This is a genomic window from Nonomuraea sp. C10 (genome assembly GCF_008017515.1).
Lineage (GTDB): Bacteria > Actinomycetota > Actinomycetes > Streptosporangiales > Streptosporangiaceae > Nonomuraea > Nonomuraea ferruginea.
Genome location: NZ_VPFF01000001.1, coordinates 2,708,705 through 2,729,747, shown reverse-complemented (window position 1 = coordinate 2,729,747; position 21,043 = coordinate 2,708,705). Strand labels below are relative to the sequence as shown.

Sequence of the window (21,043 nt, the reverse complement as noted above, 5' to 3'; positions counted from 1 at the left end):
AGGCCCGGTCCACGACCGAGCCGTCCGTGTACGGGCCGGGCACCGCGTTCATGAGCGAGCGGATCGTCGCCAGCTGCGCCGACACGTCGACGTGCTGGCCCCGCCCGGTGAGCCTGGCGTGCCGGACCGCCACGAGCGTGTGCACCACGGCCTCGGCCGCGGCGTGCAGGAAGTACTGGCCGGAGCTGATGCGGACCGGCGGGCGGTCGGGGTCGCCGCTGAGCCACACCGCGCCGCCGGTGGCCGCGACGACGAGGTCGCCGGCCGCGTGGCGGGCGTACGGGCCGGTCTGGCCGAAGGGGGTGACGCCGGCCAGCACGACGCGCGGGTTCACCGCCGCGAGCGCGCCGGGCGGGCCTTCACTGCCGCCGTGACCGGTCATCGCCGCACCCCGGAGGCCAGGGCCAGCATCGCCTCGGCCGCTTCCCCGTACTCGCGGGCGAGCCGGTCCACCAGCTCGGCGACGGACGGCACGTCGCGGACGCCCGAGACGGAGTGGCCGGCGCTCCAGATGTCGCGCCACCGTTTCGGGGCTCCGCCTTCGCGGCCTTCCAGCGCCGTCATGGAGAAGCGCTTCGGCCCGATGCCGAACTCGGCGGGGTCGAGCCCCTGGGCCGGCAGGGACCGGCGCAGCAGGTTGGTCTCCAGGCCGGACAGGGCGTTGGTCAGGTGGATGTCGTCGAGCTCGCTCTCGACGATGAGGTCCTTGTGGCGCGCCTGGGCGCGGGCCTCCCGCGTGGCGATGAAGCGGGTGCCCATGTAGCCGAGGTCGCAGCCCAGCGCCTGCGCGGCGAGCAGGGCCGCGCCGTCCGCCTGCCCGCCGGACAGCGCGATGATCCCGTCGAACCTCTCCCGTACGGCGCGTACGAAGGCGAACGGGTTGGCGTTGCCGGTCTGGCCGCCCGCTCCCGCCGTGAGCGCACTCTTCCCCGATGCGGCGCAGCCACTCGTCGAGCTGGCCCTCCTCACGGCAGTTCGCCGTCGGGAAGCTCCCGAAGACGCCCGCGCGGCAGGCGGCGATCACCAGTTCGGGACCGGAGACGAGCAGCATCGGGGCGGCGACGAGCGGCAGCCGCGCGCGGCGGAGTATCGCCCGTGGGTCCGTGTCGGCGGGGGCCTGCGGGTCAGCGGTCATGGTTCATCCCAGGTGGAAGGCATGGAAGGCGGGCGCCGCGCGGGCGCCCGCCCGTGGCCGCGTGTCAGACGCCGAGCTTGTCGGCGAGCCGGTCCTGCTGGTAGTCGGCGTCGCCGGCGAGCACGTTGCCGGCGATCGCGTTCTTGTAGAAGAAGTGGGCGTCGTGTTCCCAGGTGAAGCCGATGCCGCCGTGCAGGAGCATGGTCTCCTTGGCCGAGGTGAGATATCCGGGCGAGGAGAGCGTCCGCGCGGCCGCGGCCGCCGTGCCGAGCTTCGCCGGCTCCTCGTCGGCCGCCCGCGTCGCCTCCCGCAGCGCCGCGTCGGCGAGCGCCCACAGGTTGTACATGTCGGCCAGCTTGTGCTTGACGCCCTGGTAGGCGCCGATGGGCTGGCCGAACGCGTAGCGGACCTTGGCGTACTCGGTGGTCATGGTGAGGCACGCGAGCATGGCTCCGCACTGCTCCGAGGCGATCGCCAGGTTCGCGAGGTCGGCCACGCGGTCGAGCGCGGCGACGGCGTCGCCCGCGACGAGCCGGGCCGGGGCGCCGTCGAGCGTCACGGTGGCCGAGCTGCGGGTCGGGTCCACGACCTCGTCCTTGGTCACCGTGAGGCCGCCGGCCGAGCGCTCGACGAGGTACAGGCCCACGCCCTGCGGGCCGCGGGCCTGCACGAGCAGGACGCCCGCCTCCGCGCCGTTCAGCACCGCCACCTTGGCGCCGGACAGGGTGACCGCGTCGCCGGAGCCGGTCGCCGTGGTCTCCGGATCCGCGGGGATCCACCGGCGGTTCCCCGGCTCGCTGACGGCGAGCGCGCCGACGAGGGCGCCCTCGGCGATCCGCGGCAGCACCTCCCGTTTGGCCTCCTCGTCGTCCAGGGCGAGCAGGGCGCCGGCCGTCAGCACACAGGCCAGCAGCGGCGAGGGCACCAGCCCCGCGCCCAGTTCGCGCAGCGCCGCCGACAGGTCCGCCTGGGTGGCGCCGGCGCCGCCGTACTCCTCCGGGATGGTCAGACCGGCCAGGCCGAGGTCCCCGGCCAGCCGCGACCACACCTCCTGGTCGTAGGCCTGGTCGCCGCCGATGACCTCGCGGACCTTCGGCAGGGGCGTGCGCTGCGCGACGAAGTGCCTGACCGTCTCGGCGAGGCTCTTCTGGTCGTCGGTGAAGATGAGTGACACGTGAGCTCCTGAGGTGATGGCCCGGTCAGCGGGACAGCTTGAGCTGGTTGAAGGGCGTGTTCCGGTCGACGCCGGGATCCTTCGCCAGCCCGAGCACGCGCTCGCCGACGATGTTGCGCTGGATCTCGTTGGTGCCGCCCGCCACGGCGCCGCCGGGGGCGGCCACGATGGCCGAGACCACCCGCTCCAGGTCGGCGCCGCCGAGCGCGATGTCGCTGCCGATGATGTCCTGCGCCAGATCGGCCGCCCAGAGGGCCAGCTCGGCGCCGGCGAGCTTCGCGGCGGACCCGCGGGCGCCGATCTCGACGCCGGCGGTGGTCTCCTCGTGCAGCACCCGCCCGTACGCGCCGAGCGCGGACTCCCGGGCGTACAGGACGGCGAGCCTGCGCCGGACGGCGGTGTCGGTCTCCAGGCCGCGAGCGCGGGCCAGCTCGACGAGCGCGTCGAAGCCCAGCGGGTTGGAGCGGGCGCGGCCCCCGGCGCCGATGGTGACGCGCTCGTTGCGGAGCATCACCACCGCGGCGCCCCAGCCCTCGCCGACCTCGCCGACGACCGCGTCCGCCGGCACCTCGACGTCGTCGAAGAACACCTCGTTGAACGGGGCGTGCCCGGTGGCCACGACGAGGGGCCGCACGGTGACGCCCGGGTGGTGCATGTCGACGATGAACATGGTGATGCCGCGGTGCTTGGCCACCGTCGGGTCGGAGCGGGCGATGATGGTGCCGAAGTCGCTGTACTGGGCGCCCGAGGTCCACACCTTCTGGCCGTTGATGAGCCAGCCGGTCTCGGTCCGCGTGGCCGTGGTCTGCAGGCCGGCGACGTCCGAGCCCGCGCCGGGCTCCGAGAAGAGCTGGCACCAGATCTCGTCGCCGCGCAGCAGCGGGGGCAGGTAGCGCTTCCTCTGCTCCTCCGTGCCGAGCTCCAGGATCGTCGGGCCGGGCATGCCGAGGCCGATGGTGAACGGCCCGGTGGGCAGGTCGAAGTCGGCCGCCTCCTCGTTGAAGGCGATCAGCTCCGCGGCGCCGAGGCCCTGCCCGCCGTACTCCTTCGGCCAGGTGATGCCGGCGAACCCGGCCTCCCACAGGGCCTTCTGGAACCGCTTCGACTCCTGGAGCGGGACGGCGCTCCCCTCCAGGTCGTATCCGGCCGCCTCGTCGAAGGGTTTGGCGTGCTGCTCCAGCCAGGCTCGCGCCCTGGCACGGAACTCATCGATCGACGTCATCCGCGTTCCTCTCGGAGATGGAGACGGCCGGACTGCCGGGCACATCACGACCGTTTGGTAACACGTTCTGTTTAGCGAAGGCTCACCCGTCCGGCGGCATCTGTCAAGAGTGCCGCCGAGATTCCGGTGGCAGCAGCGATATTGACAAGCCGTACTCGGCTGGTCACGCTACCTCCAACGGTAACGGGTTCTCTTTGCTAGGACGCCGGTCGGCGCTTGCGGTGGAGACGCGCCTCTCCGAGGAAGTGAGCACACATGAACCTTGCCCAAGCCGCCCATGCCCGCCCGCCCGGCGATCCCGGCGGCGCGAACGTTCTCCGCCTGGCGGACGTGACGGTGCGATTCGGCGGGATCACGGCGGTCGACGCGGTCACCCTGGACGTTCCCGGCGGCCAGGTGGTCGGCCTCATCGGCCCCAACGGCGCCGGCAAGACGACACTCCTGGACTCGGTCTCGGGGCTGCGCACCCCCACCGAAGGGCGCATCGTCCTCGACGGCGCGGACGTCACCGCCAGGACGGCCTCCTGGCTCTCCCGGCACGGCATCCGCCGGACCTTCCAGCGGCACCAGGCGTTCGGCTGGCTGACCGTCCGGCAGAACGTGCTCGTACCGCTGGAATGGCGCACCCGAGGGCGCGGGCTGCTGGGCGACCTGCTGGGCCTGCCGCACCGCAGGCGCGAGACCGAGGCCCTGCTCCAGCGGGTGGACGAGGTCGTCGAGCTGTGCGGGCTCTCCGACGTGCGCGAGTACCAGGTCGCGGCGCACTGCCTGTGGGAAGGGCTGGAGGAGGAGGCGCAGGCGATCCTCGCCGGGCTCTGGCGCCGCTACGACGGCGGCCGGCGCAACCCCTACAACGAGATCGAGTGCGGCGACCACTACGTGCGCGCCATGGCCGGCTGGTCGGTGCTCGACGCCCTGGCGGGAGCCTCCTATGACGCCACCAGCGGGCGCCTCACCCTGGCGCCGCGCGGGCACGGCCGATGGCCGCTGCTGCTCCCGACGGGCTGGGGAACCCTGGTCCGGGACGCCGGCGGCGCCCGCGTGGTCCCCGCGCACGGCGAGCTGAGGATCAGCGAGATCATCTGTCACTGAACGCCCCCTCCTCGGCCGGACGCTGCTGACGGCATGGCAGATCGTGGAATGATCTATTCGTGATCGGTCTGTCATGCATGGTCCGCTATATTCGGCACGTCGCCGCCTCCGCGACATACGGCACCACTTCGGGGGTCATGGTCACCGCATGAGCCGCCTGGACGATTCCGGCCTGACCAGCGTCGGTCAGCTCGGAGGGCTTGGCCCGCCCCACCGCGGCCGGGGCGACGCCGACGTGGCCCTGGTCGACGCGCTGGACCCGCTGACCTGGCGCGCGGCCATGACCTGGCTCGCGGGCAGGCCCTCCACGGCCCGGCGGCGGACCTGCCTGCGGGTCCTCGCCTCATGGCTGCGCTGGCTGTACGCGGCCGAACAGGGCCTCGAACCGCTGGCCGCCTCCGCCACCCATCTCGACGCCTACTGCTACGCCGCACTCACCACCGGCGACGGCGTCACCGCCAGGCCGCTGGCCCAGGCGACGGTGGCCGGCAGGCGCGCCGTCGTGGCCTCCTTCTACGCGCACGCCGAGCGGACCGGCGCCGTACGGGCGCAGCGCATCCTGAACGGCACGTCCCGCCTCACCCGGGACGAACGACGCCTGCTGCGCAGGGGGATCGCGCGGCTGGCCGGTGACGGCCGGCGCGCCGAGGCGCTCGCCGTCGCCCTGCTGGAGGCCACCGGCACGTCCGCGGACGCGCTCGCCTCGCTGTCGGCCCGCGACCTGCACGCGCTGCCCGGCGACGGCCCGCCCGTCGTGCTCGTCGTGCGCGACGAGCGGGACCCGGTCGCGTACCCGATCTCGCCGCAGATCCGCCGCCTGCTGGAGGCCGAGTCCGCCGGACGGGGCGCCGACGAGCCGCTGATCAGGCGGCCGGACGGCGGTCAGGTGGAGCCCGGCTGGATCGCCGACGCGCTCACGGGCGCCGCGCGGGCCGGCGGGCTGCCCCTGCAGCGGGCCGAACTCCTGCGCCCGCACCTGCTGCGGGCGACCGGGGTGCACGGGGACGCCGGGGGCGGGTAGAGGGCGGCCGGGCGCGGCGCGTGCCGGCCGCCCTGCCGCGTCAGTAGACGTACGGCCAGCCGGCCGCGTCATAGCCGATCTTGTTGATGCCCAGCCGGGACGAGTTGTCCGCCGCGTACCAGTGGTAGAAGAGGACGTCGCCGTCGGTGTCGGCGAGGACCGCCTGATGGCCGGGGCCGTGGATGTCGCCGTGGCCGGCCAGGATCTGCGTGCCGCCGCCGGCGGTCAGCGCCACCCCGTTGCGGTCCACGTACGGGCCGGTCACCGAGGTGGAGCGGCCGGCCATGACGCGGTAGGTGCTGGCGGCGCCCCGGCAGCACGCGTCGAAGGAGACCAGCAGGTAGTAGTACGCGCCGTGCCGGTAGACGGTCGGCGCCTCGATCGCGCCGCCGTTGCGGCCGGCGATGGAGTGGATGGCCGAGCCGGGCCGCCTGCCGGTGGCCGGGTCGAGCTGGATCATCTTGATGCCGGACCAGAACGAGCCGAAGCTCAGCCACCAGCGGCCCTGGTCGTCGACGACGAGGTTGGGGTCGATGGCGTTGAAGTCGTCCGAGGTCCGCGACTCGATGACCAGACCCTGGTTCGTCCACGACCCCGACGCCCCGCTCGTGCTGGTGGCGAGGAAGATCGCCGAGCGGTTGGAGCCGAAGGTGGAGGCCGAGTAGTACATGACGTAGCGGCCGCCGGTGTAGGTGATGTCCGGAGCCCAGAGCGTGTTGCCGCCGTTCGTGTACGGATGCGCCCACGGCACGCCGCCGGGGAAGGCGGACCCGGCGTTGCGCCAGGCCGTCCGGTCGGCCGAGGTCTTCAGCTGGATGCCCTCGCCGGTGTGGGCCAGCAGATAGCCGCCGGCGGGAGTCTTGGCCACCTCGGGATCGTGCACGTTGACGGAGCCGGTGACGGTGCCGGGAGCGGGGTAGGAGGGCGGCGGCGTGGACGAGTCGCCCAGCTTGACGAGCTGCCACTGCTGGTTGGCGCCGTTCAGGTCGGCGTACTGCGACAGCCGTCCGCCGTCGGCGGTCGACCACTCCCAGACCTCCAGGGCCTTGCCGCTGTTGCGGTTGATCAGCTTGACGAAGCCGTTGTCGGTGTCGGCGACGCGGAACTGCTGGTTGGCGCCGTTGCGGTCGCTCCACTGGACGATGTTCGCGCCGTCGGCGGTGGAGTTGTCGCGGACGTCGAGGACCTTGCCGCTGTGGCGGGAGCGCAGGCGGTAGTGGCCGCCTCCGGAGTCGACGAACTGCCACTGCTGCCAGGCGCCGTCGTTGCGGGCCCACTGGACGATGGGCGCGCCGTCGGCCGTGGCGCGCTCGTAGACGTCCATGACCTTGCCGCTGTGCCGGTTGACCAGCACGTACCAGGCGCTGGTGTCGATCGTCGCGGCGGCCGCCTGCCCGGCGGCCACGAGGGTCTGGCACATGGCCAGCAGCGCCACGACGGCTGCCGTGACGGCGCGGCGGGGTCTCGGTCGTGAGGGGGCGGGTCTGTTCATGGAGCGCCTCTCGATGTTAGCGCTAACAGATGGCGGGGCTGTCGAGAAAGGAAGGTCGATCGAGAACTACACCACCGAGGGCCGACGTCCGCGGTGCTGGTCATCCTGGTTGTGCGCCCAGTGTTAGCGCGAACAACCGGCCGGTCAAGGAACCGCGCGCAGCCCCGCCGTACCGCAGGAACGGCGCCCGCCGCCGCCCGCGGTGCCCGCCGCCGCCCGCCACCTGCCCGTGATCCCCACGGAAGATCGCCCCGCGCGGCTCCGGTCGCCCGGCGCGGCGCGCTGAAAGTTTCACCGCTCGCGACCGTCGCGCGTCCGTGCCGCCCCGCCCGTGGCCGCTAGGTCGGACAGCTGACCTCTTTTTGAGGGTTGTGCTCCTCCACCAGGCATGGAGGCGAGCAAAGTCTCAACCGTACGTCCAACGATACCGTTGATGGCATGACTAGTGGCATCAAGGACACCGCCCATGCCGTCGAGGCCGCCGCCGTCATGCGGCTGCTCCCGGCTCGGCCGCGGGTGCTCGCGCTGGGCGAGCCGACCCACGGCGAGGAGCTCCTGCTCGACGTCCGCAACGAGCTCTTCCGGCAGCTCGTCGAGCAGGAGGGCTACACCACGATCGCCATCGAGAGCGACTGCGTGATGGGCCTGGTCGTGGACGACTACGTCACCGGGGGCACGGGCACCCTCGACGAGGTCATGGAGCGCGGCATCAGCCACGGGTGGGGCGCGGCGGCGGGCAACCGCGAGCTCGTGCGCTGGATGCGCGCCTACAACGAGGGCCGGCCCGCGCCGGAGCGGCTGCGCTTCGCCGGTGTCGACGGCCCGATGGAGATGACCGGCCCGGCGAGCCCCCGGGAGTCGCTCACCGCGCTCCACGGTTACCTCGCGGCCCTGGTCCACGAGAGCCTGCTCCCCTGCACGGCGGAGACGCTCGACCGCCTGCTGGGCGCCGACGACCGGTGGACCGAGCAGGCCGCGATGATGGATCCGTCCCGGTCCGTGGGACGGTCGGCCGAGGCCCGCGAGCTGCGGCTGCTCGCCGACGATCTGGCGGCGCTGCTCGACGAGCGGACGCCGCACCTGATCGCGGCGACCTCACGCGACGCCTGGGAACGGGCGCGCCAGTACGCGCGGGCCGCCACCGGCCTGATGCGCTACCACTTCTGGATGGCCGACGACTCGCCGGGCCGCATGGCGCGGCTGCTGGGCGTACGGGATTCGATCATGGCCGACAACCTCCTCGCCGCCGCCCGGCGGGGTCCGGTGCTGGTCCACGCCCACAACCTCCACCTGCAGCGGCACGAGGCCGCGATGCGGATGGGCGACCTGCCGCTGGACTGGTGGGGCGCCGGCGCGCTGGTGAGCGCCCACCTGGGCGAGGAGTACGCCTTCGTGGCCGGGGCTCTCGGCACGATCCGGCACCAGGGGGTGGACACCCCGCCCCCGGACACCGTCGAAGGGCTCCTGTACGCGCTCCCGGAGGACCGCTACGTCGTCGACGCCCGCTGGCTGGCCGCCGTCCTCGCCGATGCGCCGCCCGGGCCCCGCGAGTCCTCCTGGTTCGGCTACTTCCCCCTCGATCCGGCCCACCTGGCTCAGAGCGACGGCATCGTGTACGTCAAGGACATGCCGCCGAGGTAGGTCAGCGCGACCGGACGTGTTCCCGGTCGACCAGGGCACGGGCGAAGACGACCGTGACGAGGCCCGCCAGCACGACGGAGAGCAGCCCGGCGCGGAGGCTGACGAGGTCGGCGACGAGTCCGACGAGGAGCGGGGACAGCAGGAGTCCCCCGCGCAGCAGCCAGCTGACGACGGTCAGGCCGGTGCCGGGGGGCAGCCCCGGCAGCTCGTCGGCGGTGTGCATGGCGGCGGGGACGAGCGTCGCGAAGCCGAGCCCGGCCAGGGCGAAGCCGGTCAGCGCGGTCGCGATCGACGGCACGGCGAGCGCGCCGCCCATGCCGGCGGCGGCCAGCGCCCCTCCCGCCCGCGCGACGGCGCGCCGGCCGAAGCGGTCCACCACGCGGTCGCCGGTTAGGCGGCCGGCGGTCATGGCGGCCTGGAAGGCCACCACGGCCAGGCCGGCGGTGGCGGCGTCGGCGTGCAGGCCGCTGAGGTAGAGGGCGCCCCAGGACGCGCCGGCGTCCTCGACGAGCGCGCCACAGGCGGCCAGCACGCCGAGCGCGGCCAGCATCCGCACGGCGGGGCCGGCGAACGAGCGCCGCCCGCCCCGGACGGGCGGGGCGGCCGGATGGCCGTCGGCGGCGGCCGGGGCGGCTGGATGGCCGTCTGCGGCGACCGGGTCCTGGGCCTCGGCGGTGCGCTCGGCGTCCTCCGGGCCGGACAGCAGGAACCGGTAGGCGACCACGGCGACGACGCTGAACAGCGCGGCGGAGATGGCCAGGTGGATCGCCAGGGGCAGCCGGAGACCGGCGGCGGCCGCGCCCATCAGGCCGCCCAGCACCGCGCCGACGCTCCACAGGCCGTGCAGCGAGTTCACGATGGAGCGCCGGTAGAGCCGCTGGACCCGCAGGCCGTGGGCGTTCTGGGCGACGTCGACGATCGCGTCGAGAGCGCCCACGACGAACAGCACGCCGCCGAACGCGACCCAGTTCGGCACCAAGGGCAGGACCAGCGTCGCGATCGTCGTCAGGACGATCCCGAACGCCGCCACCCGCGCGGAGCGGAAGCGGCGGATGGCGGCGCCGGCGAGCAGCCCGGCCAGCAGCGCGCCCAGCGGGTATCCCGCGAGCGCGGTGCCGAAGACGGCGTTGGTCACCCCGAGGTCGGCCTTGATCTGCGGGTAGCGGGGGACGATGTTGAAGAACACGGCGCCGTTGGTGAGGAACAGCGCCGCGACGGCGACGCGGGCCCGGCGGGCGGGCGCGGTGACGGACATCGGCTTTCCGATCGGGGTAGAGGGGGTGGGGGTCAGCGCAGGTAGCGCTGGATGGCGTCGCGGATCTGCGCGGGCGTCATCGGCTCGGTCGACAGCGCGTTGTGCAGCGTGAGGCCCTCGATGAGCGCGTCGAGGCCCCGGGCGGTGTCGGCGTCGAAGTGGCGCTCCAGCGCCTGGCGGCTGCGGGCCATCCATTCCTGGGTGACGGCTCTCAGGACCGGGTTGCGGGCCGCGGCCACGTACAGCTCCACCGTGAGCACGAGGTCGCGCTGCGAGCCGAGCAGGTCGTCCGAGACCAGCGTGATGACGGCCTCGACCGCCGCGTCCCGGTCACGGGCGGCCGCCATCCGCTCGTCGAACACCCGGGCCACCGTGGCGGCGTACCGCTTGAACGCCTCGGCGAGCAGTTCCTCAAGAGAGGTGAAGTGGTAGGTCGTCGAGCCCAGCGGCACGTCCGCCACCCTGGCGATCTCCCGGTGGGTCGTCCCGGCGAGGCCGCGCTCGGCGATGACGGTGAGCGCGGCGTCGATCAGCCGGTCCCGCCGGCCGGGGTCGTGGCGGCGGGCGCGCCGGGGCGCGGCCCCGCCGTCCCCGCCGGAGACACGACTCACCCCGCGCCCGGACCAGCGCCCAGACCTGCACCCGGACCTGCGTCCGGACCTGCGCTCGGTCCGGTGTGCTCGATCGTGCGGATCACCCGGGCAGGGTTGCCGGCCGCGACCACGTTGGGCGGGAGGTCGCGGGTGACCACCGCGCCGGCGCCGACGACCGTGTTCTCCCCGATCGTGACGCCGGCCAGGACGATCACGCCGCTGCCCAGCCAGACGTTGTCGCCAATGGTGATCGGCGCGGCGGACTCCCACTTCGCCCGGCGGAGGTCCGGGGCCACCGGATGGGTCGGGGTCATCAGCTGCACGTTCGTCCCGATCTGCACGTCGTCGCCGATGGTGATCGGCGCGACGTCCAGGGCGACGAGGCCGAAGTTGGCGAAGGACCGGGCGCCGACGCGGATGTGGCTGCCGTAGTCGACCCGCAACGGCGGCCGGATCTCCGTGCCCTCGCCGACCGCGCCGAGCAGCTGGGCGAGCAGCCGCCGCCGCACCTGCGGGTCACGGGCCGACGTGGCGTTGTACGCGTCCATCAGGTCCGCGGCCCGCCGCATGTGCTCGGCCAGCTCCGGGTCGTCGGCGATGTACAGGTCGCCGGCGAGCATCCGCTCACGCATCGAGCGGCCGTCCGAATCATGCGTCATAAGGACGAGTGTACACATTATATGTACATTCGTACGTAAAGGATGTTTTCCCCGGTGGAAACGCGTCAGCGGGGTGACCTACGTGGTCGGCACGGTGACGTCGTCGTCCCGTTCGACCTCGCCGAGGCGCAGCTCCGGCGGGCGGCGGGTGAACATCCGGGTCAGGCCGAGCAGGTAGACGAATCCGGCGCCGACCCAGGTCAGCCCGACGATGAACGTGAGGCCGGACAGGCTGGTCCACAGCCAGAGGCAGAGCAGCACGCCGACGGCGGGCGCCACGCCGTACTTGACCAGGTCAGGCGGAGTCCGCCTGCCCTCGTTCACGACGTAGTGCTTGATCACCGAGAGGTTGACGAAGGAGAAGGCCACGAGCGCGCCGAAGCTGACCATGGCGGACGCCAGCTCCAGGTCGATGACCAGCGCCACCAGCGACAGCGCGCCGACCGCGAGCGTGGCGAGCACGGGGTTGCGGAACCTGGGGTGCACGTAGCCGAAGAACCGCCGCGGCAGCACGCCGTCGCGGCCCATGGCGTACAGGATGCGGGAGACGCTCGCCTGCGAGGTCATCGCCGAGGCGAACGCGCCGGAGATGTAGGAGGCGGTGAAGAAGGCGGCCAGCAGCGTCCCGCCGACGTGCCGCATGACGTCCAGGGCCGCCGAGTCCGGGTCGGTGAACGACTGCCAGTCAGGGAAGGCCAGGTGGCCGACGTAGGAGATGACGATGAAGAAGACGCCGCCGGCCAGGGTCGTCAGCATGATCGCCCGGGGCACCCGCCGCCGGGGGTCGTGCGTCTCCTCCGACAGCGTGGAGACCGCGTCGAACCCCAGGAAGGACAGGCACAGGATCGCGGCGCCGCCGAGGATCGTCGACAGGTCGGTGCCGTCGCCGAAGAACGGCTCGGTGATCGACGGCATCGGTTCACCGGCGATGGCGCGCAGGGCTCCGGCCAGGAACACCACGACGAACACGACCTGGATCCCGATGAGCACGACGTTCATCCGGCTGACCATCCGGATGCCCAGCACGTTCAGCCCGGTGACCAGGGCGATCGCGCCGACGACCCAGACCCAGGCCGGGATCGCCTCGAAGGCCGCGTTCAGGTAGATGCCGATCACCAGGTAGTTGATCATCGGCAGGAACACGTAGTCCAGCAGCAGGGCCCAGCCCGCCATGAAGCCCAGGTGCGGGCCGAACGACTTCTGGGTGTAGGTGTAGGCCGAGCCGGCGTACGGATGCGCCCGGACCATCCGCCCGTAGCTGTAGGCGGTGAACAGCATCGCGACGAGGGTGACGACGTACGCGCCGGGCAGGTGCCCCTCGGTCATCTCGGTGACGATCCCGTACGTGGTGAACACCGTGAGCGGCACCATGTACGCCAGGCCGAACAGGACAAGCGAGGGCAGACCGAGCACCCGCCGCAGGTGTGGGGTGGGGGGTTGGCTGGACAAGGGTTCCTCCTCAGGGGCGTTCGTAGACGACGGACCCCTCGGTGATGGTGTAGTCGACGCGGGCGTCGGCGGCCGGGCCGGCGGCGCGGGCGAACAGGTTGCGGTCGAGGACGGCGAGGTCGGCGCGGTTGCCGACGGCGATGGTGCCGGCGTCGGCGTCGTGGTTGACGTACGCGGAGCCGGCGGTGAACGCGGCCAGCGCGACGGGCAACGGCAGCGCCTGTTCGGGCAGGAACGGCGCGTTGTCCCGGTTCTCCGGGTCGACGCGGGTGACGGCGACCTCGATCTCCTCCAGCGGGTTGGCGGTGGTCACCGACCAGTCGCTGCCCATCGCCAGGGTCGCGCCGGAGCGCAGCAGGTCGCCGAAGGGGTACTGCAGGTCGGCGCGGTCGCGGCCGAGGAACGGCAGCGTCAGCTCCTCCATCTGCGGCTCCATCTGCGCCCAGTACGCCTGGCAGTTGGCCGTGACGCCGAGGGCGCGAAAGCGGGGGACGTCGTCGGGGTGCACGAGCTGCAGGTGCGCGATGTGGTGCCGGCGGTCGCCGGGGCCGTTGGCGGTCCTGGCGGCCTGCACGGCGTCGAGCGCGTTGCGCACGGCGCGGTCGCCGATCGCGTGCAGGTGCGTCTGGAAGCCGAGCCGGTCGAGCTCGGTGACCGCGGCGGCCAGCAGGTCGGGTTCGACGTAGGTCAGGCCGTGGTTGGCGGTGTGCCCGCCGCAGCCGTCGCAGTAGGGCTCAAGCAGCGCGCCCGTGTAGTTCTCCATCACCCCGTCGGTCATGATCTTCACGGTGGTGGGGCGGAACCGGGCGGTGCCCGTCTCCCTCTGGCCGAGGAACTCCGGGATCTGGTCCAGCCCGCGATGCCGGTCCCACCACAGCGCGCCCACGACGCGCGCGGTGAGCCGGCCGGCGGAGTCCAGGGAGCGGTAGGCGTCCAGGGTGGCCGGGGTGACCCAGGCGTCCTGCCAGCCGGTGATGCCGAGGGAGTGCAGGTGCGCCTGGGCGTCGAGGATGGCGTCCTCCCACTCCTCGCGGGAGGGCAGCGGGACGTGCCGGTCGTTGAAGGAGTAGGCCGCGCCCTCGTGCAGGGTGCCGGTGGGCTCGCCGGTCCGCGGGTCGCGTTCGATCCGGCCGTCGGGCGGGTCGGGGGTGGCGGCGGTGATCCCGGCCAGCGCGAGCGCGGCGGAGTTCACCCACGCGCCGTGCACGTCCCGGTTGAACAGGAACACCGGCCGGTCCGGCACGATCGCGTCGAGGTCCTCCTTGCGCGGGGTGCCGCCGGGGAAGTACTCCATCGCCCAGCCGCCGCCGACGATCCAGGGCCGGTCCGGCTCCCCCGCCGCGTAGGCGGCGATGCGGTCGAGGTAGGCCCGCCGGCCCACCAGTCCGTTGAGGTCCACGTTCAGCCGGTTGCGGCCGGCGAACGGCGCGTGGACGTGCGCGTCCTGGAAGCCGGGCAGCACCATCCCGCCGCGCGCCTCGATCACCCGGGTGCGCGGGCCGACGAGCTCGCGGACGGCGGGCTCGCCCAGTGCGACGATCCGGTCCCCGCGCACGGCCACCGCGTCGGACCAGCTCCGTGCGGCGTCGACGGTGTAGACGTCGGCTCCGACGATCACGAGATCGGCGTGTGGGGTCACTCGGTGCACCTTCTTCGAGGTCAGAGGAAGTACAGGCGGGACAGGGACACCTGTTCGGCCGGTGCGGAACTGATGGGCTCGCCGTCCAGCCGGACGGCGCCGGTGCGCGGGTCGACGTGGACGTGGCCGGTGCGGGCGTTGCGCACCATGTCGGGCAGGCCGATGCCGCGCGTGCCGCGTACGGGGACGCGGCGGCGGCGGGTGGGCAGCAGATCCGACCCCGCCTCGGCGGCGGCCCGGCTGACGAAGGCGACGGCCAGCTCGGCGGGAGCGGCCCCGTACCCGCCGAACTGCGGGCCGAGGACGAGCGGCTGCGCCTCGTCCACCGCCGCGTTCGGGTCGCCGGTCACGCCCCAGGCGGGGAACCCGGCCTTGAGCACCAGTTGCGGAGTGGCGGCGAACCTGGCCGGCTCCCAGAGCACGAGGTCGGCGAGCAGGCCGGGCCGCAGCGAGCCGATCTCGTGGCCGAGCCCGTGCGCGAGCGCCGGGTTGACGGTGAGCTTGGCCAGGTAGCGCAGGACCCGGGCGTTGTCGTGGCGGTCGTGCTCGGCCCCCCGCTCGGCCTTCATCTTCGCGGCCAGGGCGAAGGTCCGCCGGACCGTCTCACCGGCCCGGCCCATGCCCTGGGCGTCGGAGGAGGTGATGGGTATGACGCCGAGGTCGTGCAGCACGTCCTCGGCTCCCATGGTCTGCTCGCGGATCCGGTCGCGGGCCATCGCCTCGTCGCAGGGCAGGTCCGGAGAGAGCCCGTGGCAGGAGACGATCATGTCGTAGTGCTCGGCGACGGCGTCCCGGCCGAACGGCAGCGTCGGGTTGGTGGAGGAGCCGATGACGTGCGGCTGCCCGGCCAGGCTGAGCACGTCGGGCACGTGACCGCCGCCGCAGCCCTCGATGTGGAAGGCGTGGATGGTGCGCCCGTCCAGCACCGCCAGCGTGTCGCGTACAGACAGGCTCTCGTTCAGCCCGTCGGTGTGCAGCGCGACCTGCACGTCGTGATCCTCGGCCACCCGGAGCGCGGTGTCCAGCGCGCGGGCGTGCGCGCCCATGTCCTCGTGCACCTTGAACCCGCAGGCGCCGCCCTCGGCCAGCGCCTCGACCAGCGGCTCGGGCCGCGACGAGGAGCCGCGGGCCAGGAACCCGACGTTGACCGGCCAGGCGTCGAACGCGGCAAAGGCGGTGCGCAGCGCCCACGGCGAGTTCACCCCGACGCCCCACACCGGGCCGAACTCCTGGCCGAGGATGGTGGTCACCCCGGAGGCGAGCGAGGCCTCCATCACCCGCGGCGACAGCAGGTGCACGTGCGTGTCGATCACTCCCGCGGTGGCGATCAGGCCTTCGCCGCTGATGATCGTGGTGCCGGTGCCGGCCACCACGTCGACGCCGTCGAGGGTGTCGGGGTTCCCCGCCCGCCCGATCGCGGAGATGCGGCCCTCCCGGATCCCGATGGAGGCTTTGCGCACCCCGAGCAGCGGGTCGAGGATCAGCACGTTGGACACGATGAGGTCGCACGTGTCGTGGGTCGAGGTGGCCTTCAGGTGCAGGCCGTCGCGGGCGGTCTTGCCGAAGCCGGCCAGGAACTCGTCCCCGCGCCGCTGCGCGTCCGCCTCGACCTCCACCACCAGCCCGGTGTCGCCGAGCACCACCCTGTCCCCGGTGGTCGGCCCGTACACCGCCGCGTAGTCGCCGCCGTTCACGGTCACTCCGATCCCAGGTAGCCGCAGGCCCGAGCCCGTTCCAGCGCCGCCTCCCGGGCGCCCGGGGCGTCCAGCGGCCCGTCCACGAGGCCGGCGAAGCCGACCACCACGCGCGCGCCGCCGATCGGCGCCAGCCGCACCCCGGTGGTCTGGCCGGGGTCGAACCGCGTCGCCGTGCCCGCCGGCACGGCCAGGTGCCGCCCGTAGGCGGCGGCCCGGTCGAACCGCAGCCGCGGGTTCACCTCGAAGAAGTGGAAGTGCGAGGTGACGCTGATCGGCACCGCCGCCGTGTTGGTGACCAGGACCGTCACAACCTCGTCGCCGTACGGCTCGGGACGGTCCGCCCCGGGCAGCAGGGCGCCCGGCCCGGCCGGGTCGGGAACCGCAGGGCCGAACGGGGCGGTGACCACGGCCAGCCGGGTCCCGTCGTCGAAGACCGCCTCGACCTTCACCTCGGCGACCACGTTGGTGACGCCGGGCAGCACGTCCTCGTGGGTCAGCACGGAGCGCCCGGCGGCGATCGCCTCGCTGACCCGCCGGCCGTCACGCGCCGCCTCGCAGACCGTGTCCGCGATCAGCGCGGTGGCCTCGGGCACGTTCAGCCGCAGGCCCCTGGCCCGCCGCGCCCGTGCCAGCTCCGCCGCGGTGAACAGCAGCAGCCGGTCGCGTTCCGCAGGAGTGAGATGCACGACGACCGCCTCCATGACCTGTAGGGAATCCGCCGAGGTGGGCATGATTAGAACACGTACAGGAACGTTCCTGCAATGGTCTGGAGAAACGTTCCTGCACAGGCGCGGGAACCACGGCCGCGACCGCCGTCGCGCGGGAGTACGGTGGCCCTTGATGAACGCGCCTCGACCGATCACCTTGCAGGACGTGGCCCGCGCGGCGGGGGTGTCGACGACGACCGTGTCCGACGCCCTGAGCGGCCGGGGCCGGCTGCCCGCCGCGACGCGCGAGCGGGTGGCCGCGGTCGCCCGCGACCTGGGCTACGTCGCCAACCGGAGCGCCCGCAACCTGCGCAGGGGCCGCACCGGGGCCATCGGCCTCTACTTCCCCGGCCGCACGATCGGTCTCGAGTACTACATGCACCTCGCCATCGGCGCCGCCGAGGAGGCCCTGGCCCACGATCTGGCGCTCACGCTCATCCCGGCGACGAAGGATCCGGGGCGCGCGCCGTCCCTCCACCTCGACGGCGTGGTGGTCTCCGACCCCGTGCTCGGCGACCCGATGCTGGAGACGCTGACCGGCCTGCGTGTGCCGATCGTCACCTGCGAGCGCGACCTGACGCCGGGCGCCCGGCACGCGGGCCGGGTCGAGTCCGACCACGCCGCGGCGACCCGCACGCTGCTCGGCCACCTGTCCCGCCACGGCGGCCAGATCGCGATGCTCTGCCCCGGCGAGGAGACCGCGTTCGGCCTGGACATCCGCACCGCCTACCAGAGGTGGTGCGCCGAGACCGGCCGGACGCCGCTGGTCTACGACGTGCCGCTGGTCTGCGAGCCGCAGGACGTCAGCCGCGCCGTGGCCGAGGCCCTGCGGGCGCCCGGCGGCGTCGAAGCGATCGTCTCCGTCCCCGACGGCGGCGCGAACAGCGCCGTGCAGGCCGCCTTCCAGCAGGGCCGCCACGTGCCCGGTGACCTGCGGGTGGCCTCATACGTCGACAGCCCTTCCCTGCGCGGCCTGGCCACCCCCATCACCGCGATCGACATCGCGCCGCGCGAGATGGGCCGCCGGGCGGCGCGGATGCTCGCCGACCTTCTCACCGGCGCCGTCGCGCCGGGCGCGGTGGAGGTCCTGCCCACCCGGCTCATGGTGCGGGCCAGCACCTCACCGGCGGGCTGAACACGGCGCGGTACGGGCGAGCACGCCCAGCGGGTCGGCCAGCAGGCCGGAGAAGCCGAGTTCGGCGGCGCCGGCCAGCGTGGCGTCGTAGCCCAGGGCCGACGTGCGCAGCCGTACCCTCTCCCGGGCGACGGGCAGCGCGTTGGCGGCGATGCGGGCGCGCACCTGTGCCGCCATGCCCGGATAGATCTCGCGCAACGTGCCGCCGAAGATGACCATGCCGGGGTTGAAGAGGTTGCACAGGTTCGCCACCCCGATGCCGAGCCAGTCACCGATCCGGTGCAGCGCCTCCTGGGCCGCCGGATCGCCGCGGTCGGCGTCGTCCGCCACCGCCCGCACGGCGTCGCGGCCGAACAGCTCGGCCGGTCGCCCGGCGGCGTCGAGCAGGGCCCGCTCGCCGACCTCCGCCTCCAGGCAGCCGTGCGAGCCGCAGCCGCACGGGCGCCCGTCGTACGGGTTGACCACCATGTGCCCCAGCTCGCAGCCGTATCCGCTGTCGCCGTCGAGCAACTTGCCGCCGACGATGATGCCGCCGCCCACGCCGACGTCACCATGGAGGTAGATCAGGTTCTGCAAGTTCGCGCCGGCTCCGCGCTGCTGTTCGGCGAGCGCGCCGAGGTGCGCCTCGTTCCCCACCGACACCGGCAGGCCGAGCCCGAGGCGGCGCCCGAGCTCGGCGCCGAACGCCTGGTCGACCCAGCCCAGGTCGGGCCCGAAGCGCACCATGCCGTCGCCGGGCCGGATCATCCCGCAGTAGGACGCGCCGACCCCGACGCACAGCGCGTCAGGAGGAGCCTCCCCGTGCAGCCGGCGACCGAACTCGGCGAGCACCTCGACCACGCGGTCGAGGTCCGCCCCGGCGCGCGGGCGGACCGCCTCCCTGCGGTCGAGCACGATCCCGCCCAGCGCGACCCTGGCGGCGACCAGTCTGTCCACCGCCACGTCGAAGGCCAGCACGTACGCCCGGCCCGACTCGGGCCGGACCACGAGCGACGGCCGCCCCGCCCGCCCGGTGCCCTGGGGAAGCTCCTCGCGCACCAGGCCGGCCCTGGTGAGCTCCGCTATCAGCGCCATGATGGTGCTGCGGTTGAGCCGCATCCGCTCGCTCAGCGCCGTACGGGAGACCGAACCGCCCAGGTGCACGTGTCGGAGCAGGGTGCCGACGTTGTTCCGGCGGATCTCCTCCTGAACCAACCTGACCTCCGCGATCGTCCGGCTTCCCAGTATCGCGGAGTATGCCCCGGAAGTGTGATCTTCGGCACCCGGACGGCCGGGGCGGCCGGTCCTCCGCCCGCCCCGCGGATACAGTGACCTGCCGTGGCCGGGGGGCGCGACGGGACGCCGATCGTCGTCACCGTCCGGAGGGCACCGCGAACAAGAACGCCCGCATCGGGCAATCAGCGCCGACCCTCTTCTCGAGAAAGGCGCCGGATGCATGACCCTTCGTACCCCGCCACACGGCTGGCCGCGGAGCCGGACGACGCGTCGGTCATCGCGAACTCCCGGCACGAGCCGGAGTGGTTCTCGGTGATCTTCGACCGGTACTTCACCGCGATCCACCGCTACGCCGCCGCCCGGCTCGGGTCCGGCGCCGCCGACGACGTGGCAGCGGAGACGTTCCTGGCTGCGTTCGACCAGCGCGACCGCTACGACCTGACCCGCCCGGAGGCCAGGGCCTGGCTGTACGGCATCGCCACCAACCTCATCGGCCGCCATCGCCGCGGCGAGCTCCGCCTCTACCGGGCACTCAGCCGCTCGGCCGCCCGCGACGACGTGGAAGGCCACGCCGACCGCGTCACCGACCGGGTGACCGCCGAGCAGCTCAGCCCCCGGCTGGCGCGCGGCCTGCAGGGCCTGGCCCGGGGCGACCGCGACGCGCTGATGCTCGTGGCCTGCGCCGGCCTCAGCTACGCGGAGACCGCCTCGGCCCTGGACATCCCGATCGGCACCGTCAGTTCCCGGGTGAACCGGGCCAGGGCCAAGCTGCGCGAGGCACTGGGTCACGTGGCGAAGGAGGTTTGAATCATGGACGAGCTGCAGGAACTGCGCCGCTATCACGACGCGCTGCCGGAGACCTCCGCGGAGACCATCGGCGCGGCCCGGTCCCGCCTGGCGGATCACGCGCGAAGGCGTCCGCGGGCCCGCCGCCTCCGGCCGGTGTGGGGGCTGGGCCTGGCCGGAGCGGCCGCGCTGCTGGCCGTGGCCGCGACGATGGTTCCTGGCGTCACCCAGGAGAAAGGCGGCGAGGTCGCCGGGGCGCGGCACTCCCCCGCCATCACCGAGCTCCGGTTGCGACCGGTGGCGAACGCCCAGGATCTGGCCGACAACGCGGCGGTGCTGGCCTCCGGCGAGCCCGGATGGAGCGCCGGCCCCGAGCAGTGGGGCTACGTGAAGAGCCTGCGGGCCCGGACACGGCTGGACGGCGGGCGATGGCTGATCGGCAGGCCGGAGGTGACGAGCACCCACGAGCAGTGGCGGCGGCTCGACGACAAGGCGTTCGCCACCGTCGAGAAGGGCAGGCTCAAGGTCTCCAAGGGGTCGGAGTTCGAGGTGACCTACCCCTACCTGCTCTCCCTGCCGGCCGACGCCGGCCCTCTGCTGGCCCGCGTCTACCAGACCGTCGACACCGAGAACGCCAGGAATCGCGCCTCCTTCCTGCGCTCGGCCCGGGAACGTGCGGAGAACAGGGGCAAGACCCCCGAGGAGGCGAAGCGGCTGGCCGGGGAGTCGCTGCCCGCGTTCACCTCCCAGGACCGCGACCGGTGGGCGTTCCAGCTGATCGCGATGGGCATGAGGGAGACCGCGCTGCCGCCCAGGCTCCGCGCCGCCATGTACGGCGCGATGGCGAAGATCCCGGGCGTCCGCTACGAAGCCGAGGCATCCGACCTGCTCAAGCGCCGAGGCGTCACCCTCTACCACGTCCTGGACGGCTACCTGCGCGACGAGATCTTCGTCGATCCGAAGACCTACGAGTATCTGGGCTACCGCACCCTCGTGGTCGAGGACCACGAGGACAGGCCTTTCGGGACCATGAAGAAGGGCGAGATCCATGACTGGGACGCCCTGATCGCGGCGGCTGTCGTCGACCAGCCGGGGCAGCGGCCCGGCTGACTCCGCGTGGACCGTAGGGCT

The 21,043-nt window shown here is 73.3% G+C and carries 18 protein-coding genes and 1 pseudogene; 6 read left to right on the top strand and 13 right to left on the bottom strand.

Features of this window, described 5'->3' with window-relative positions:
• Positions 1 to 16 precede the first annotated feature (16 nt).
• The 4 genes and pseudogenes from FR742_RS45730 to FR742_RS12410 form a co-directional block, all read right to left on the bottom strand.
• A pseudogene (locus FR742_RS45730) lies at positions 17 to 382 on the bottom strand (CoA transferase); the annotation flags it as partial.
• The gene (locus FR742_RS12420; protein ID WP_222708912.1) at positions 379 to 969 is read right to left on the bottom strand and encodes a nitronate monooxygenase family protein; all 591 of its coding nucleotides are present in this window, start codon (positions 967 to 969) and stop codon (positions 379 to 381) included. The pseudogene FR742_RS45730 and the gene FR742_RS12420, both read right to left, overlap by 4 nt.
• 230 nt (positions 970 to 1,199) lie before the next feature.
• On the bottom strand, positions 1,200 to 2,309 hold the full coding sequence (locus FR742_RS12415; RefSeq protein WP_148031107.1) for an acyl-CoA dehydrogenase family protein: 1,110 nt from the start codon (positions 2,307 to 2,309) through the stop codon (positions 1,200 to 1,202).
• 25 nt (positions 2,310 to 2,334) lie between these two features.
• A complete protein-coding gene (locus tag FR742_RS12410) occupies positions 2,335 to 3,531 on the bottom strand; it encodes an acyl-CoA dehydrogenase family protein (protein ID WP_148031106.1) in 1,197 nt (398 codons plus the stop codon).
• Between the two features lie 255 nt (positions 3,532 to 3,786).
• On the opposite strand from FR742_RS12410, the gene FR742_RS45725 reads away from it, so the two are divergent.
• Entirely contained in the window at positions 3,787 to 4,623 is an 837-nt protein-coding gene (locus FR742_RS45725) for an ATP-binding cassette domain-containing protein (protein ID WP_261808489.1), read from the top strand.
• Positions 4,624 to 4,771: 148 nt separating this feature from the next.
• Positions 4,772 to 5,644 (top strand): hypothetical protein, encoded by an 873-nt coding sequence (locus FR742_RS12400; protein WP_148031105.1) that lies wholly within the window; start codon positions 4,772 to 4,774, stop codon positions 5,642 to 5,644.
• 40 nt (positions 5,645 to 5,684) lie between these two features.
• Here the strand turns inward: FR742_RS12400 and FR742_RS12395 are convergent, their stop codons facing one another.
• Complete coding sequence (locus FR742_RS12395) at positions 5,685 to 7,136, bottom strand: family 43 glycosylhydrolase (RefSeq protein ID WP_315970611.1); 1,452 nt, start codon at positions 7,134 to 7,136, stop codon at positions 5,685 to 5,687.
• A 438-nt stretch (positions 7,137 to 7,574) separates the two neighbouring features.
• Here FR742_RS12395 and FR742_RS12390 point away from each other — a divergent pair, with 438 nt between their 5' ends.
• The gene (locus FR742_RS12390; RefSeq protein ID WP_148031104.1) at positions 7,575 to 8,777 is read left to right on the top strand and encodes an erythromycin esterase family protein; all 1,203 of its coding nucleotides are present in this window, start codon (positions 7,575 to 7,577) and stop codon (positions 8,775 to 8,777) included.
• Between the two features lies 1 nt (position 8,778).
• On the opposite strand, the gene FR742_RS12385 is transcribed toward FR742_RS12390, so the two are convergent.
• The 7 genes from FR742_RS12385 to ureA form a co-directional block, all read right to left on the bottom strand.
• Complete coding sequence (locus FR742_RS12385) at positions 8,779 to 10,032, bottom strand: MFS transporter (protein ID WP_148031103.1); 1,254 nt, start codon at positions 10,030 to 10,032, stop codon at positions 8,779 to 8,781.
• A 32-nt stretch (positions 10,033 to 10,064) separates the two neighbouring features.
• Positions 10,065 to 10,643 carry a TetR/AcrR family transcriptional regulator gene (locus tag FR742_RS12380; RefSeq protein WP_148031102.1) on the bottom strand — a complete coding sequence of 193 codons (579 nt, stop codon included), beginning with the start codon at positions 10,641 to 10,643 and terminating at the stop codon, positions 10,065 to 10,067.
• The gene (locus tag FR742_RS12375) at positions 10,640 to 11,284 is read right to left on the bottom strand and encodes a sugar O-acetyltransferase (RefSeq protein WP_261808488.1); all 645 of its coding nucleotides are present in this window, start codon (positions 11,282 to 11,284) and stop codon (positions 10,640 to 10,642) included. The genes FR742_RS12380 and FR742_RS12375 overlap by 4 nt, the downstream gene beginning before the upstream one ends.
• A gap of 78 nt (positions 11,285 to 11,362) precedes the next feature.
• Positions 11,363 to 12,733 (bottom strand): APC family permease, encoded by a 1,371-nt coding sequence (locus FR742_RS12370; protein ID WP_148031101.1) that lies wholly within the window; start codon positions 12,731 to 12,733, stop codon positions 11,363 to 11,365.
• A 10-nt stretch (positions 12,734 to 12,743) separates the two neighbouring features.
• Entirely contained in the window at positions 12,744 to 14,372 is a 1,629-nt protein-coding gene (locus FR742_RS12365) for an amidohydrolase (RefSeq protein WP_148031100.1), read from the bottom strand.
• 20 nt (positions 14,373 to 14,392) lie between these two features.
• A complete protein-coding gene (locus FR742_RS12360) occupies positions 14,393 to 16,072 on the bottom strand; it encodes an urease subunit alpha (RefSeq protein WP_148031099.1) in 1,680 nt (559 codons plus the stop codon).
• Positions 16,069 to 16,770 (bottom strand): urease subunit gamma, encoded by a 702-nt coding sequence (ureA, locus tag FR742_RS12355; protein WP_315970610.1) that lies wholly within the window; start codon positions 16,768 to 16,770, stop codon positions 16,069 to 16,071. The genes FR742_RS12360 and ureA overlap by 4 nt, the downstream gene beginning before the upstream one ends.
• A gap of 139 nt (positions 16,771 to 16,909) precedes the next feature.
• On the opposite strand from ureA, the gene FR742_RS12350 reads away from it, so the two are divergent.
• On the top strand, positions 16,910 to 17,911 hold the full coding sequence (locus tag FR742_RS12350; RefSeq protein ID WP_187281124.1) for a LacI family DNA-binding transcriptional regulator: 1,002 nt from the start codon (positions 16,910 to 16,912) through the stop codon (positions 17,909 to 17,911).
• Here FR742_RS12350 and FR742_RS12345 read toward each other — a convergent pair.
• Complete coding sequence (locus tag FR742_RS12345; RefSeq protein ID WP_261808487.1) at positions 17,897 to 19,105, bottom strand: ROK family transcriptional regulator; 1,209 nt, start codon at positions 19,103 to 19,105, stop codon at positions 17,897 to 17,899. The two genes, FR742_RS12350 and FR742_RS12345, sit on opposite strands and share 15 nt — an antisense overlap.
• A 237-nt stretch (positions 19,106 to 19,342) precedes the next feature.
• Here FR742_RS12345 and FR742_RS12340 point away from each other — a divergent pair, with 237 nt between their 5' ends.
• Positions 19,343 to 19,933, top strand: a complete 591-nt coding sequence (locus FR742_RS12340; protein ID WP_148031097.1) for an RNA polymerase sigma factor — start codon at positions 19,343 to 19,345, stop codon at positions 19,931 to 19,933.
• Positions 19,934 to 19,936: 3 nt separating this feature from the next.
• A complete protein-coding gene (locus FR742_RS12335; RefSeq protein WP_148031096.1) occupies positions 19,937 to 21,022 on the top strand; it encodes a CU044_5270 family protein in 1,086 nt (361 codons plus the stop codon).
• Positions 21,023 to 21,043 lie beyond the last annotated feature (21 nt).

Bases quoted from the DNA above. Each gene is read 5' to 3' on its own strand.
- FR742_RS12335 (WP_148031096.1), top strand. From the start codon at position 19,937: ATGGACGAGCTGCAGGAACTGCGCCGCTATCACGACGCGCTGCCGGAG.
- ureA (WP_315970610.1), bottom strand. From the start codon at position 16,770: ATGGAGGCGGTCGTCGTGCATCTCACTCCTGCGGAACGCGACCGGCTG.
- FR742_RS12400 (WP_148031105.1), top strand. From the start codon at position 4,772: ATGAGCCGCCTGGACGATTCCGGCCTGACCAGCGTCGGTCAGCTCGGA.
- FR742_RS12385 (WP_148031103.1), bottom strand. From the start codon at position 10,032: ATGTCCGTCACCGCGCCCGCCCGCCGGGCCCGCGTCGCCGTCGCGGCG.
- FR742_RS12340 (WP_148031097.1), top strand. From the start codon at position 19,343: ATGCATGACCCTTCGTACCCCGCCACACGGCTGGCCGCGGAGCCGGAC.
- FR742_RS12410 (WP_148031106.1), bottom strand. From the start codon at position 3,531: ATGACGTCGATCGATGAGTTCCGTGCCAGGGCGCGAGCCTGGCTGGAG.
- FR742_RS12375 (WP_261808488.1), bottom strand. From the start codon at position 11,284: ATGACGCATGATTCGGACGGCCGCTCGATGCGTGAGCGGATGCTCGCC.
- FR742_RS12395 (WP_315970611.1), bottom strand. From the start codon at position 7,136: ATGAACAGACCCGCCCCCTCACGACCGAGACCCCGCCGCGCCGTCACG.
- FR742_RS12350 (WP_187281124.1), top strand. From the start codon at position 16,910: ATGAACGCGCCTCGACCGATCACCTTGCAGGACGTGGCCCGCGCGGCG.
- FR742_RS45725 (WP_261808489.1), top strand. From the start codon at position 3,787: ATGAACCTTGCCCAAGCCGCCCATGCCCGCCCGCCCGGCGATCCCGGC.
- FR742_RS12390 (WP_148031104.1), top strand. From the start codon at position 7,575: ATGACTAGTGGCATCAAGGACACCGCCCATGCCGTCGAGGCCGCCGCC.